The following is a 12,809-nucleotide window of genomic DNA, read 5'->3' as shown; positions in this document are numbered from 1 at the left end:
GGGACGCGCTTCTCGTCGTGGTGCTCACGGGCCGGGCGTCCCTCACGCGGCGGTGAGCACGATCTTGCCCCGGAGGTGCCCGCGGGCCGCCCGCTCGTGCGCCTCGCGGGCCTCCGCGAGCGGGAACGTGCTGTCGACGGCGACGCGGAGCGCGCCCGTGTCGAGCAGGCGGCCGAGTTCTTCGAGCTGCCGGCCGTTCGAGCGCACCTGGGTGCCCGAGGTGGTGACGCCCAGTCGGGCGACCTCCGCCGGGGCGTACGCGGCGAAGAAGACGTAGTACAGCGCGCCGCCGCGCTTGAGCGTCCGCAGGAAGCGACCGCTCCCGGGGCCGCCGACGGTGTCGAGCACCAGGTCGACGTCACGGACGGCCTCCTCGGGCGCGGTCCTGGTGTAGTCGACGAACTCGTCGGCGCCGAGCTCGCGCAGGAACCGCTCGTGCGGACCCGAGGCGACCGCGACGACCCGGGCGCCCTTCCACTTGGCGAGCTGCAGCCCCAGGTGCCCCACGCCGCCGGCCGCGCCGTTGACCAGCACCGTCGTCCCGGGGCCCAGCGGCCGGGGTCGGTGCTGCTCCTCCTGGAGGGGGTTCGGGTGGTCGTGCCCGAGCTCCACCAGGTGCTGCCACGCGGTGAGCCCCGACATGGCCGCCCCCGCGGCGTGCACGTGGTCGACGCCGGCCGGCTTGTGCGCGAGGTCGGCGGCGGGCGCCGTCACGTACTCGGCGTACGCGCGGCCGTCGAAGCTCGGGAAGCGGAGCATGCCGAAGACCTCGTCGCCGACCGAGAAGCCCGCCACGTCGGCCCCGACCGCCGCGACCACGCCGGACACGTCCGACCCCGGGACGACGGGGAGGCGCACGGGCGGCCTCAGCTCGGGCGGGATGCCGGGCATCCCGTCGCGCAGGTACCAGTCCGGGGGGTTGAGGCCGACGGCGTGGACCCGGACCAGCACCTCGCCCGGCTGCGGCCGGGGGACCGGCACCTCGTCGCAGCGCAGCACCTCGGGGCCGCCGAACTCGTGCAGCCGGATCGCCTTCATCGTCTTCGCCGACATGGTGATTCTCCCTCTTCCCGCAGGCGGGATAGGCTAGGCGTAGCACCGCTACGCATATCCGTAGCAGTGGTACGAATATAAGTAGCACTGCTACGCATGTCAAAGGAGGACCCTTGCGAGCCGACGCCAGGAAGAACCGCGACCACCTGCTCGCCGTCGCGCGCGTCGCCGTCGCCGAACAGGGCGCCGACGCGTCCCTGCGCGACATCGCCCGGCGGGCCGACGTCGCCCTCCCCACGCTCTACCGGCACTTCCCGACCCGGGAGGCGCTGCTCGACGCCCTGCTCCGGGAGGGCTTCGACGCACTGGCCGACCGGGCGGCCGCACTCGAAGCCTCGGACCCGCCCGAGGGCGCCCTCGTCGCGTGGCTGCGCGACTGCGTCGCGCTCGCCCGCGAGTACCGGGGCGTCACCGAGCTGATGGCGGCCGCCATCGCGGACCCCGACTCCGCGCTGCACACCTCCTGCGTCACCATGCGCGCGGCGGGCACCCGGCTCCTCACCCGCGCCCAGGACGGCGGCGCGGCCCGGGCCGACCTCGACGGCGCGGAACTGTTCGCCCTCGTCGCGGCCCTCGCGTGGCTCGGCGACCACGGCTCGTTCGTGCCGTTCGCCGACCACCTCTTCACCGTGATCACCGACGCGGTCCTGACCGGAGGGGCGGACCGCGGCGCCGAGGAGGAACGCCACTGACGCCAGGTCGGGTGCGGGTGCGGGTGCCGACGGGGGCGGGCACGGGGACGGGGACGCGGGTGTTGGCGCGGGTGCGGGCGTGAGCGCCCGGGCCCGCCCCCGCCGGAGGCTGCTAGCATCGGCGCCGTCGCGACTGGCGAGAGGTGGAGCACCACCGGGGAGCGGCACCGCACAGCACGGGACCGGCACCGTCCGCCTGGGTGTCCTCCGAAGCCGACACGCGACTTCACGGAGGGGGCCACCACCATGGACCTTCGGTACGGAATCAACCCGCAGAACACCCGCGCCCGGATCGAGCCGCCGCCCGGCGCCGAACTGCCGCTGCGCCTGCTCAACGGGCAGCCCTCGTACGTCAACCTGCTGGACGCGCTGAACGCCTGGCAGCTGGTCAGCGAGGCCGCCGCCGTGTTCGGCCGCCCCGCCGCCGCCTCCTTCAAGCACGTCTCCCCGGCCGGCGCCGCCCTCGCCGGACCGGTCGACCCGGCCGCCGCCGAACCGTACGCCCTCGACCCGGCCGCCGTCGGCCCGCTCACCTCCGCCTACCTGCGGGCCCGCGACGCCGACCCGAAGTCCTCCTACGGCGACCTGGTCGCCGTCTCGCACGAGGTCGACGCCGAACTCGCCGACCTGCTCGCCCGGGTGGTCTCCGACGGCATCGTCGCCCCCGGCTACGCGCCCGGCGCCCTCGACGTGCTGACCCGGAAGAAGGGCGGCCGCTACCTCGTCCTGGAAGCCGACCCCCGGTACGTCCCGCCCGCCGTCGAGACCCGCGAGGTGCACGGCCTGCGCCTGGTCCAGGACACCGACACCACCCCGCTCACCGCCGCCCTGCTCGCCGACGTCCGCACCGGCACCCTCACCCCCGCCGCCGCCGACGACCTGCTGTTCGGCCTCGCCGTGCTGCGCCGCACCCAGTCCAACTCGGTCTGCTACCTGCGCGACGGCGCCGCCCTCGGCATCGGCGCCGGCCAGCAGTCCCGGGTCGACTGCACCCGGCTGGCCGGCGCCAAGACCGACACCTGGTGGCTGCGCCGCCACCCCGCCGTCCGGGCCCTCGACTTCCGCCCCGAGATCCGCCGCCAGGACCGGATCAACTGGCGGATCCGCTACCTGGAGGGCGACCTCACCCCCGACGAGCGCACCCGCTTCGCCGCCGCCCTGAGCGGCGGCGGCGACGTCCCCGACGAACTCGGTCCGGACGAACGCGCCCGCTGGGCAGCCGAGTTGGACGGCGTCGCGTTCGTCTCCGACGGCTGCCTGCCGTTCCGCGACAACGTCGACCACGCCCGCCGCCACGGCGTCCGCGCGATCGCCGAACCCGGCGGCTCGCTGCGCTCCGCCGAGGTCGAGACCGCCTGCGCCGAACACGGCATCACGCTCGTCCACACCGGCCTGCGGCTGTTCCACCACTGACGGCCGGGCGCCGACGCCCCGTCACCGGCGCCCCGTCACCGGCCTTCCGCGATCGGCGTCCCGCTGTGGGCGTCCTGCTGTGGGCGCCGGGGCATCCGGTCGGTCCAGGCGCGCTGTTCGGGGGTGTCCGGGACGGCCAGGCCGCGGGCCCGGGCGATCCGGTCCCAGGTGTCGTTCGGGTCCGCGCCGGAGCGGACCAGGACGGCGGCCGCCAGCAGCGAGGAGCGGCCGATCCCGGCCCGGCAGTGCACTACCAGGTGGTCGCCCGCGGCCAGGCGCCGGGCCAACTCGTCCACCACCGGCAGGACTTCGGAGAGGACGGGGACGGTGCGGTCCGGGACCGGCACGGCGGTGAAGCGCAGCCCGGCGGCCCGGGCGAGGGACGCCTCCGCGGCCAGCCCGAGCTCGGCGGACTCCGCCGGGGTGAGCGCGCTGACCAGCCCGCTCACCCCGAGGGCGGCCAGCGCCGCCAGTTCCTCCGCCAGCCAGTCGCCGCCGCGCGGCCGGGCCATGGTGCTGAGCCGACCCGGTCCGGGACGGTCGATCGTGAACAGGGTGGGACGCATGACGGGAGCCGACCTCCGGACGGGGTGGGGGTGTTCGGTCGCGCGGGAGGGGCGGCCGGTGCGCGGTGCGCGGTGCGCTACGTGGTGCGGTGCGTGCCGGCCCGGCGGTCGGCAGGACAGCGGACCGGGGCGTCGGCAGCGGGGAACGGCCGGCCGGACGGGCGCGCGCGGACGAACGGGCACGGCGCGGCGGCGGGCGGTGCACCGAGGCTAGCACCACCCGCCGGGCCCGAGGAGTCGGCGAGACCTCCCGGCCGGTCCGTCCAGGATCGGGACCTCCCGGCCGGTTCGTTCAGGGGCGCGGCGTGCCGAGGAAGCGCAGCACGGCCAGGACGCGGCGGTGGCCGGTGTCGGCGACCGGGAGGTCGAGTTTGGCGAAGATGTTGTTGATGTGCTTGGCGACCGCGCTCTCACCGATCGTCAGGGCCTCCGCGATGCCGGTGTTGGAGTGCCCCTCCGCCATCAGGGCCAGGACGTCCCGCTCGCGCGGGGTCAGCCGCTCCAGTGGGTCGCTGCTGCGGCGCAGCAGTAGTTGGGCGACGACCTGCGGGTCCAGCGCGGTGCCGCCCGCGGCGACCCGGCGGACCGTCTCCACGAACTCCGTGACGTCGGCGACGCGCTGTTTGAGCAGGTAGCCGACGCCGCTGGTGTCGGCGGACAGCAGGTCGGCCGCGTAGCGCTCCTCGACGTACTGGGACAGCAGCACCACCGCCGTCCCCGGCCGTCTGCGGCGGATCTCCAGGGCGGCGCGCACCCCCTCGTCGGTGAAGGCGGGCGGCATCCGGACGTCCACCAGGGCGAGTTCGGGGCGGTGCTGCTCGACCGCCGCCAACAGGGCCTCCGCGTCGCCGGCTTCCGCGACGACCTGGAAGCCGCCCATCTCCAGCACCTTGACCAGGCCGACCCGGAGCAGCACCGAGTCCTCGGCGATCACCGCGCGCACGGCAGCTCCGCGGTCACGGTGGTGGGCCCGCCCACGGGGCTGCTGACGCGGAAGGCGCCGTCGACCGAGCCGACCCGTTTGGCCAGCCCGCTCAGCCCCGTCCCGGTGGCGGGGTCGGCGCCGCCGAGCCCGTCGTCCGTGACGTTCACCCGCAGCACCGAACCGAGCCGGCTGACCGTCACCTCGGTGCGGGTCGCCCCGGCGTGTTTGATCACGTTGGCCAGGGCCTCGGAGACCACGAAGTACGCCACCGACTCCACGCCGGGCGGCACCCGTTCGTCGAGGTCGACCCGCAGGCGCACCGGCAGCGGGAGCCGGGCGGCCAGGCCGGACAGGGCCGCGTCCAGCCCGCGGTCCTCCAGGACGGCGGGGTGCAACCCCCGTACCAGGTCGTTGAGTTCGGCGATCGCCTGTTTGGCCTCCAGGTGGGCCTCGGCGACCGCCGCGCGGGCCCCGTCGGGCAGGTCGGGGGTGGTGGCCAGGACCAGGCCGAGGTTGACGGCGAGCGAGACCAGCCGCTGCTGGGTGCCGTCGTGCAAGTCCCTTTCTATTCGGCGGCGTTCGGCGTCGACCACCTCGATCAGGCCGGTGCGGCTCTCCGCCAGGTGCTCGACCCGCTGCTGGAGCCGCTGGAGCCGCTGGGACCGGCTGGGGCCGAGCAGGGCCGCGGCCGCCCGCGACTCGCCCCGGGCGACCGCGCCCGTCAACCAGGGCAGGACGGCCAGCAGCAGCAGCCCGGCCAGCGTGTAGTACGGCAGGTTCGCCGCGTACCCGAGCCAGCTCTGGTGATTCGGCGCGGGCACCGCCCAGGCCCAGCCGTAGGCGGTGGCGCCCGCCAGGCCCGCGGCCGCGGCGGCCAGCACCAGCAGCTCCGCGGCGGCCAGCAGCGGGCCGAGCAGCAGGTGGTAGCCGACCCGGCGCCAGGTCTGCGCCGCGGCCAACCGGTGGGGCAGCCGCCGGGCCGCCCCCGCCCACGACCACGGCGCGGGTGCGGGCGCCGCGGGTGCCACGTCCACCCCGAGCAGGACGCGGTGGCGGACCCGCTGGACGGCCGTCAGCAGCGGTGCGCCGAGCACGATCAGGAGGGCCGCCACCAGCAGGGCCGGCCCCCACCGCCCCGTCCTGGCGGTGAACGTCGCGGCCCAGGACCACACCGGCACCAGGGCCAGGTGCGGCAGGACGCCGACGGCCAGGAAACCGGCGTCGCGCCGCAGCCGCCGGGCTCGGAGTACCGGGCGCCTCAGCCCGGGTCGAATCATCACGGCTCGACGGTAGGCCACCGCCGCAGGAGCACACCATGAAGCCCGCACCCGACTTCATGGTGAACCCAGCACCACCCCGCCCGCCCCCGGTCGCCGCCGCCGGGCCGGGGTGGTCAGGGGGTGTGCGGGGGGCGGCCGGCGAGGCCGTGGAGGAGGAGGTCGGTGAGGGTGTCGATGACTTCGGCGTCGGGGTGGGCGGGGGAGGGGGTGGTGAGCAGGGCGTAGGAGAGCAGGGAGAGCATCGCGCCCATCGCGGGGGCGAGCAGGGCGGGGTCGCCGGGGAGGGGGTGGCCCTGTTCGGCGAGGTAGACGAGGTGGTCGCGCAGGACGTCGGTGTCGTCGGTGAGGCGCTGCCAGGCCCGGCCGGAGCGGGGGCCGGCGGCGACGATCGACTCGAAGAGGGCGACGGCGACCGGCAGGTGGTCGCGCATCGCCTGCCAGGACGCGCCGAGGTGGGCGTGCAGTTGGGCCCGGTCGCTCAGGTCGTGGTCGCGCGGGTGGACCTCGGCGACGACCTGTTCGCGGGCCTGGGCGCGGACGTCGTCGAGCAGGGCGCGCAGCAGTTCGTCCTTGTCGGCGAAGTGCGCGTAGAACGAGCCGGTGGCCCGGCCGGCGGCCGCCGTGATGTCGGTGATCTTGGTGTTGAGGTAGCCGCGTTCGACGAACTGCCGCCGGGCGGCCTCCAGCAGTGCCGCCCTGGTCTCCGCCGCCTGCGCCTTGCGCACGCTCATCGCGTCCGGCCTCCCTCGCCTCGTCCTGTTCCGGCCCGTTCCGGTCGGGCCTTGACCCGACGCTCGTGCGGACATCATACTGACGGCCGGTTCAGTGAATCTGAATTCATTGAACAAGGATTCAGTGAGGGGTGGACACATGAAGGCGGTAGTGATCGGCGCGGGAGTGGCCGGGTCGGCGAGCGCGATCGCGCTGCGCCGGATCGGCGCCGAGGTGACGGTGTACGAGGCGTACCCGGACCCGGCGGGACCGGTCGGGGCGTTCCTGAGCCTGGCCGTCAACGGCCTGCGCGCGCTGGACTCGCTGGGCTGCCTGGAGGCCGTGCGGGCGGTGGGCTTCGAGGTCGACCGGCAGCTGATGTGGTCCGGGCGCGGCAGGCGCCTCGGCGACGTCCCGCGCGGCCGGGCGGCGGACGACCCGCTGCGCAGCGTGACGCTGAGGCGGGCCGACCTGGTGGCGGCGCTGCGGGCCGAGGCGGTCCGGCGCGGCGCGCGGATCGTGGTCGACGAGCGGCTCGGCGGGCCGGACGGGGGAGCGGGGCCGGCGGACGAGGCGGTGGCCGGGGCCGACCTGGTGGTCGGCGCCGACGGCCTGCGCTCGACCGTCCGGCGGATGCTCGACCCGGCCGGGCCGCAGCCCGCCTACGCCGGGCTGTACGGGGTGGCCGGCGTCGCCCGCGCGGTGCCGGAGGCGGGTCCGGGGCGGACGTTCAACATGACCTTCGGGCGGCGCGGCGCGTTCGCGCACCTGCCCGCGCCGGACGGCACGGTCTGGTGGTCCGCGCAGATCGCCGACCCCGTCGCGCCGGCCGAGATCAAGCTCGGCGCCGAGGAGCTGGCCGAACTGTTCGCGGCCGAGGAGGTGCCCCGGCGGATCCTCGGCGCGACGGAGCGGATCGACGCGGCGACGCTGTTCCACGTCCTGCCGCCGGTCCCGCGCCGCCAGGACGGCCGGTGCGTGCTGGTCGGCGACGCGGCGCACCCGGTGGGCGCGGGGCAGGGCGCGTCCATCGCGCTGGAGGACGCGATCGCGCTGGCCCGCGCCCTGCGCGCCGAGCCGGACCGGCCCACCGCGCTGGCCGCCTTCGACCGCGAGCGCGCCGACCGGGCCGGGAAGCTGGCCCGTACGGCGGCCACCAACCGGAGCGCCAAGACGGCCGGCCCGCTGGCCTCTCTGGTCCGGGAGGCGGTGATGCCGCTGGTGTTCACCCGGGTGTACAGCCGGTCCACGGACTGGCTGTACGACTACCGGCCGGGCGCGCTCCCGCAGTGAGGAGCGGGAGCGGGTGAGGGACGGGGGCGGGAATAGGTGAGGGGCGGGGGCGGGTGAGGGACGGGGGCGGGTGAGGGGCGGAGCGGGGGAGTCAGGCCCGGACGAAGCCGATCTCCACCGAGGCGAGGAACGGCTGGACGCCCACGCAGCGCCAGCCGACCGCCTCCACCGCGCTGATGATGACGTCGATCTCCTTGCGGATCCGGCGCATCGGCACCGGCCGGTCGAGGTCGAAGCCGGCGACGAACGTCAGGTCGCCCCGCTGATGGGCGGTCCTGGCGTCCGAGACGAGTTTCTGCATCCGCCAGGCGTGGATCAGGCCCACGGGATCCCTCCCTCTCGGTCGGTCACCTCCACTGTCGCACTCGTTCGGCGATCCGTCAGCAGGTCTGGCAGGTAAGGGAGTTGAGGAGAAAAAGGGACCGGCCGGCCCCGGGGGGAGGGGGCCGGCCGGTGGGGGGAGGGGCTGCGGTCAGCGGGCGCCGAGCAGGTGCTCGATGGCCAGCTGGTCCAGGCGCTCGAAGGCCATGCCGCGCTCGGCGGCGGCGGTGACGTCGAACTCCTCGAACGCGGAGCGGTCGGCGATCAGCGCGGCCAGGCCGTCGGCGGCGGTCGGCTGGGCGAGCTCGTCCAGGCGGGCGGCGCGCAGCGCGTCCTGCACCTCGGAGTCGGCACGGAAGGCCAGCGCCCGCTCCTTCAGCAGCAGGTAGTTGCGCATGTTGCCGGCCGCGGACTCCCAGACGCCGTCGAAGTCCTCGGTGCGCGGCGGCTTGAAGTCGAAGTGCCGCGGGCCCTGGTAGTCGGACGACTCCAGCAGGTCGACCAGCCAGAACGCCTGCCGCAGGTCGCCCGCGCCGAACCGGAAGTCCTGGTCGTACTTGATGCCGGACTGGCCGTTCAGGTCGATGTGGAACAGCTTGCCCGACCACAGGGCCTGGGCGATGCCGTGCGGGAAGTTCAGGCCCGCCATCTGCTCGTGGCCGACCTCCGGGTTGAGGCCGACCAGCTCCGGGCGCTCCAGGCGGTCGATGAAGGCCAGCGCGTGGCCGATGGTCGGCAGCAGGATGTCGCCGCGGGGCTCGTTCGGCTTTGGCTCGATCGCGAAGCGCAGGTCGTAGCCCTGCTCCGTGACGTAGTCGCCGAGCAGGTCGAACGCCTCCTTGAGGCGGTCCAGCGCCACCCGGACGTCCTTGGACGCGCCGTGCTCGGCGCCCTCGCGGCCGCCCCAGGCCACGTACACGGTGGCGCCCAGCTCGACCGCCAGGTCGATGTTGCGGATGGTCTTGCGCAGCGCGTAGCGGCGCACGTCCCGGTCGTTGGCGGTGAACGCGCCGTCCTTGAAGACCGGGTGGGTGAACAGGTTGGTGGTGGCCATCGGGACCCGCAGGCCGGTGGACTCCAGGGCGCCCCGGAACCGCTTGACGATGGCCTCGCGCTCGGCGTCCGAGGAGCCGAACGGGACGAGGTCGTCGTCGTGGAAGGTCACGCCGTACGCGCCCAGGGCGGCCAGCTTCTCGACCGTCTCGACCGGGTCCAGGGCCGGGCGGGTGGCGTCGCCGAACGGGTCGCGGCCCTGCCAGCCGACCGTCCACAGACCGAAGGTGAACTTGTCGTCGGGGGTGGGGGTGAGCTGGCTCATGGCGTACTCCAAACGCTGGTGATCGACCGGGGGGATCGACCGAGGGATCGACCGGTGGCCCGACGCGGATCGGGCCCGGCACCGACGGTAACCCGGATTGGGGGCTATTCGTAAGGCCGGAAGACAAATTAGTATGGCCAGGCCCGCGAGGGGAAGCCCCCGCGCGCAACACCCGAAGAAAACCCCCGGCCCGGACGCCCGCGGACCACCGGACGACCCCAGACAGGAGCAACGCCCATGGCACACCCGCAGGTGGTGATCGGCGTCGACAGCTCGACCCAGTCCACCAAGGCCCTGGCCGTCGACGCCGAGACCGGACAGGTCCTCGGCGAGGGCCGCGCCCCCCACCGGGTCGACTCCCGGCACGGCCAGGAGAGCGACCCCGACCAGTGGTGGGACGCCCTCACCACCGCCGTCGCCGCCACCGGCTGGGCCGACCGCGCCCAGGCCCTCGCCATCGGCGGCCAGCAGCACGGACTCGTCACCCTGGACGCCGCCGGACGCCCCGTCCGCCCCGCCCTGCTCTGGAACGACGTCCGCTCCGCACCCCAGGCCGCCGACCTGGTGCGGAAGTTCGGCGCCCAGTGGTGGGCCACCGAGATCGGCAGCGTCCCCGGCGCCTCCTTCACCGCCGCCAAGTGGGCCTGGCTGCGCGCCACCGAACCCGACAACGCCGACCGCACCGCCGCCGTCCGCCTCCCGCACGACCACCTCACCGAACGCCTCACCGGCACCGCCACCACCGACCGCGGCGACGCCTCCGGCACCGGCTGGTGGACCCCCGACGGCTACCACACCGCCGTCCTCGACCACATCGGGCTCGACCCCGCCCTGCTCCCCGCCGTCACCCCCGCCGGCACCGCCGCCGGACACGCCCTCCCCGGCGGACCGCTGCGCCCCGGCACCCCGATCGCCACCGGCACCGGCGACAACATGGCCGCCGCCCTCGGCCTCGGCCTCACCCCCGGCACCCCCGTGCTCAGCCTCGGCACCTCCGGCACCGTCTACACCGTCGCCCGCAACCGCCCCGCCGACCCCACCGGCACCGTCGCCGGCTTCGCCGACGCCCTCGACGGCTGGCTCCCGCTCGCCTGCACCCTCAACTGCACCCTCGCCGTCGACCGGATCGCCACCCTGCTCGGCCGCGACCGCCAGGACGTCGAACCCGGCGGCACCGCCGTCCTGCTGCCCTACCTCGACGGCGAACGCACCCCCGCCCTCCCGCACGCCAGCGGCCTGCTGCACGGCCTGCGCCACGACACCACCCCCGGCCAGCTGCTCCAGGCCGCCTACGACGGCGCCGCGTACTCGCTGCTCGCCGCCCTCGACGACGTCCTCGCCGTCGACGGCCCCGACGCCGCCGACCCCGACCGGCCGATCCTGCTGATCGGCGGCGGCGCCCAGGGCCGGGCCTGGCAGGACACCGTCCGCCGGCTCTCCGGCCGCCCCGTCCAACTGCCCGCCGCCCGCGAACTGGTCGCCCTCGGCGCCGCCGCCCAGGCCGCCGCGCTGCTCACCGGCGAGAGCGCCGACGCCGTCGCCCGCCGCTGGGGCACCGCCGACGGCCCGGTGCTGCCCGCCCTCACCCGGGACGACGCCGCGCTCGAACGGATCGCGACTACCATTTCGCACGCGGCCGCCCTGCAGGGGGACGGCGCGCACTGACGCGACACCCGGGCCGCCCCGCACCGAGGGGCGGCCCGGTCCGGTCCGGGCCGACCCGCGCGGGGCGGCCCGACAGACGCACGGACGAGCCGGACGACGGCACGGAGGAACGGGGCAGACGTGACAGAGGACGGGCAGCAGCCGTCGGACGGCGACCTCGCGACCAGGCGCGGCCCCGCCTCGCAGCAGGACATGCGGCGGCAGAACCTCGCCCTGGTGATGCGCACCGTCGCCGCCGCCCACCCGCTCTCCCGCGCCGACGTGGCCGGCCGCACCGGCCTGACCCGCACCGCCGTCTCCAGCCTGGTCGACGAACTCATCGGCGGCGGACTGCTGCTGGAGGGCGAACTCGAACGCAGCGGCCGGGTCGGCCGCCCCGGCCGCGCCCTGGTCCTCAACGGCAACGGCCCGGCCGGGCTGGGCCTGGAGATCGGCGTGGAGCACCTCAGCGCCTGCGTCCTCGACCTGCGCGGCGAGGTCCGGGTCGAACTGCACCGCCCCGCCGCCAACGCCGGCCGCCCCGCCGGGCAGACCCTCGCCGAACTCGCCGAACTCGCCGCGGCCGCCGAGGCCGAGGCCGTCGCGCTCGGCCTGCGGGTGGTCGGCCGAGTGCTCGCCGTCCCCGGCAGCGTCCCGCTGGACAACCCCGGCAACCGGATCGAGCACGCCCCCAACCTGGGCTGGCACCAGGTCGACGTCACCGAGCTGTGGCCCGGCCCCGGCACCGCCCCCGCCGTCGAGAACGAGGCCAACCTCGGCGCGCTGGCCGAACTCTGGCAGGGCACCGGCACCGGCACCTTCGTGCACATCTCGGCCGGCGAGGGCATCGGCGGCGCGCTCGTCCTGGACGGGCGCCTGTTCCGCGGCGTCCTGGGCTTCGCGGGCGAACTCGGCCACCTCACCGTCCGCCCCAACGGACGTACCTGCTCCTGCGGCGCCCGCGGCTGCCTCGAACCGTACGCGGGCCTGGCCGCCGTACTCCGCTCCGCCGGGATCACCGACGACCTGGACCGGCCGGAGAACCTGACGGACGGTCAGGAAGCCGACCCCATCACCGAGTTGGCCCGCCGGGCGGAAGAAGGGGACGCCGCCGTCCGGCGCGCCCTGCGGCACGCGGGCACCGCGCTCGGCACCGCGCTGGCCGCCGCGGTCAACCTGATCGACCCCGCCACGCTCGTCCTCGGCGGCGGGTACGCCGACCTCGCGCAGTGGCTGCTGCCCGCGATGCGGACCGAGCTGGCCGAGCTGATCCGGGTCCGCCCCTGGCCCGAAGAGGCCCTGCGTGCCTCGCCGTTGGGCCGCCGCGGCCCCGTCCTGGGCGCCGCCCTGGTCACCGTCCGCGGCCTGCACACCGACCCGGCCGGGCTCTGGCAGCCCGAGGCCGCCTGAGCCGTCCGCCCGACTCCGCCCGCCCGACCCCGTCCGCCCGATCCGTTCGGCGGGCGGGCGTACCGCGGCGGACGCGCGGCGACGGACGCACAACGGCGGGGCCCGTCCGGGCCCCGCCGTCATCGTTCACGCTGTTCGGGTCGTCCGCTTCGTCTGCCGGGAGGCGTCAACCCGCCCGTCTCC

Annotated in this window: 12 protein-coding genes and 1 riboswitch; of the genes, 5 read left to right on the top strand and 7 right to left on the bottom strand. The window is 75.7% G+C overall.

What is annotated here, in order from left to right:
- Positions 1-42: 42 nt before the first annotated feature.
- Positions 43-1,053, bottom strand: a complete 1,011-nt coding sequence (locus tag ABD345_RS03590; RefSeq protein ID WP_344550209.1) for an NADP-dependent oxidoreductase — start codon at positions 1,051-1,053, stop codon at positions 43-45.
- A 113-nt stretch (positions 1,054-1,166) separates the two neighbouring features.
- Here ABD345_RS03590 and ABD345_RS03585 point away from each other — a divergent pair, with 113 nt between their 5' ends.
- A complete protein-coding gene (locus ABD345_RS03585; protein WP_344550208.1) occupies positions 1,167-1,745 on the top strand; it encodes a TetR/AcrR family transcriptional regulator in 579 nt (192 codons plus the stop codon).
- A gap of 119 nt (positions 1,746-1,864) precedes the next feature.
- Positions 1,865-1,954, top strand: a riboswitch (ZMP/ZTP riboswitch).
- A gap of 37 nt (positions 1,955-1,991) precedes the next feature.
- Complete coding sequence (locus ABD345_RS03580) at positions 1,992-3,158, top strand: phosphoribosylaminoimidazolecarboxamide formyltransferase (protein WP_344550207.1); 1,167 nt, start codon at positions 1,992-1,994, stop codon at positions 3,156-3,158.
- Positions 3,159-3,193: 35 nt separating this feature from the next.
- On the opposite strand, the gene ABD345_RS03575 is transcribed toward ABD345_RS03580, so the two are convergent.
- The 4 genes from ABD345_RS03575 to ABD345_RS03560 all read right to left on the bottom strand — a co-directional run bounded on the left by ABD345_RS03575 (position 3,194) and on the right by ABD345_RS03560 (position 6,660).
- On the bottom strand, positions 3,194-3,724 hold the full coding sequence (locus ABD345_RS03575) for a protein-tyrosine phosphatase family protein (RefSeq protein ID WP_344550206.1): 531 nt from the start codon (positions 3,722-3,724) through the stop codon (positions 3,194-3,196).
- 292 nt (positions 3,725-4,016) lie between these two features.
- Positions 4,017-4,667, bottom strand: a complete 651-nt coding sequence (locus ABD345_RS03570) for a response regulator transcription factor (RefSeq protein ID WP_344550205.1) — start codon at positions 4,665-4,667, stop codon at positions 4,017-4,019.
- Complete coding sequence (locus tag ABD345_RS03565) at positions 4,655-5,926, bottom strand: sensor histidine kinase (RefSeq protein WP_344550368.1); 1,272 nt, start codon at positions 5,924-5,926, stop codon at positions 4,655-4,657. The genes ABD345_RS03570 and ABD345_RS03565 overlap by 13 nt, the downstream gene beginning before the upstream one ends.
- 116 nt (positions 5,927-6,042) lie before the next feature.
- Complete coding sequence (locus tag ABD345_RS03560; RefSeq protein WP_344550204.1) at positions 6,043-6,660, bottom strand: TetR/AcrR family transcriptional regulator; 618 nt, start codon at positions 6,658-6,660, stop codon at positions 6,043-6,045.
- A 139-nt stretch (positions 6,661-6,799) separates the two neighbouring features.
- Here ABD345_RS03560 and ABD345_RS03555 point away from each other — a divergent pair, with 139 nt between their 5' ends.
- On the top strand, positions 6,800-7,933 hold the full coding sequence (locus ABD345_RS03555) for an FAD-dependent monooxygenase (protein ID WP_344550203.1): 1,134 nt from the start codon (positions 6,800-6,802) through the stop codon (positions 7,931-7,933).
- A 91-nt stretch (positions 7,934-8,024) separates the two neighbouring features.
- Here the strand turns inward: ABD345_RS03555 and ABD345_RS03550 are convergent, their stop codons facing one another.
- Together ABD345_RS03550 and xylA are read right to left on the bottom strand one after the other, a co-directional pair.
- Complete coding sequence (locus ABD345_RS03550) at positions 8,025-8,258, bottom strand: hypothetical protein (protein ID WP_344550202.1); 234 nt, start codon at positions 8,256-8,258, stop codon at positions 8,025-8,027.
- Positions 8,259-8,405: 147 nt separating this feature from the next.
- The gene (gene xylA, locus ABD345_RS03545) at positions 8,406-9,572 is read right to left on the bottom strand and encodes a xylose isomerase (RefSeq protein WP_344550201.1); all 1,167 of its coding nucleotides are present in this window, start codon (positions 9,570-9,572) and stop codon (positions 8,406-8,408) included.
- Between the two features lie 237 nt (positions 9,573-9,809).
- Here xylA and xylB point away from each other — a divergent pair, with 237 nt between their 5' ends.
- Both xylB and ABD345_RS03535 read left to right on the top strand, forming a co-directional pair.
- Positions 9,810-11,237, top strand: coding sequence for a xylulokinase (xylB, locus tag ABD345_RS03540; protein WP_344550200.1), 1,428 nt, complete (start codon positions 9,810-9,812; stop codon positions 11,235-11,237).
- A 120-nt stretch (positions 11,238-11,357) separates the two neighbouring features.
- Positions 11,358-12,626: an ROK family protein gene (locus tag ABD345_RS03535; protein WP_344550199.1), complete on the top strand. Its 1,269-nt coding sequence runs from the start codon at positions 11,358-11,360 to the stop codon at positions 12,624-12,626.
- Positions 12,627-12,809: the final 183 nt, after the last annotated feature.

Origin of the sequence: Kitasatospora saccharophila, from assembly GCF_039529925.1 — a bacterium.
Classification (GTDB): domain Bacteria; phylum Actinomycetota; class Actinomycetes; order Streptomycetales; family Streptomycetaceae; genus Kitasatospora; species Kitasatospora saccharophila.
The sequence above is the reverse complement of the archived record's forward strand: the minus strand, read 5'-3'. Positions and strand labels throughout refer to the sequence as shown.

Bases quoted from the DNA above. Each gene is read 5' to 3' on its own strand.
- ABD345_RS03590 (WP_344550209.1), bottom strand. From the start codon at position 1,053: ATGTCGGCGAAGACGATGAAGGCGATCCGGCTGCACGAGTTCGGCGGC.
- ABD345_RS03580 (WP_344550207.1), top strand. From the start codon at position 1,992: ATGGACCTTCGGTACGGAATCAACCCGCAGAACACCCGCGCCCGGATC.
- ABD345_RS03575 (WP_344550206.1), bottom strand. From the start codon at position 3,724: ATGCGTCCCACCCTGTTCACGATCGACCGTCCCGGACCGGGTCGGCTC.
- ABD345_RS03565 (WP_344550368.1), bottom strand. From the start codon at position 5,926: ATGATTCGACCCGGGCTGAGGCGCCCGGTACTCCGAGCCCGGCGGCTG.
- ABD345_RS03560 (WP_344550204.1), bottom strand. From the start codon at position 6,660: ATGAGCGTGCGCAAGGCGCAGGCGGCGGAGACCAGGGCGGCACTGCTG.
- ABD345_RS03555 (WP_344550203.1), top strand. From the start codon at position 6,800: ATGAAGGCGGTAGTGATCGGCGCGGGAGTGGCCGGGTCGGCGAGCGCG.
- xylA (WP_344550201.1), bottom strand. From the start codon at position 9,572: ATGAGCCAGCTCACCCCCACCCCCGACGACAAGTTCACCTTCGGTCTG.
- xylB (WP_344550200.1), top strand. From the start codon at position 9,810: ATGGCACACCCGCAGGTGGTGATCGGCGTCGACAGCTCGACCCAGTCC.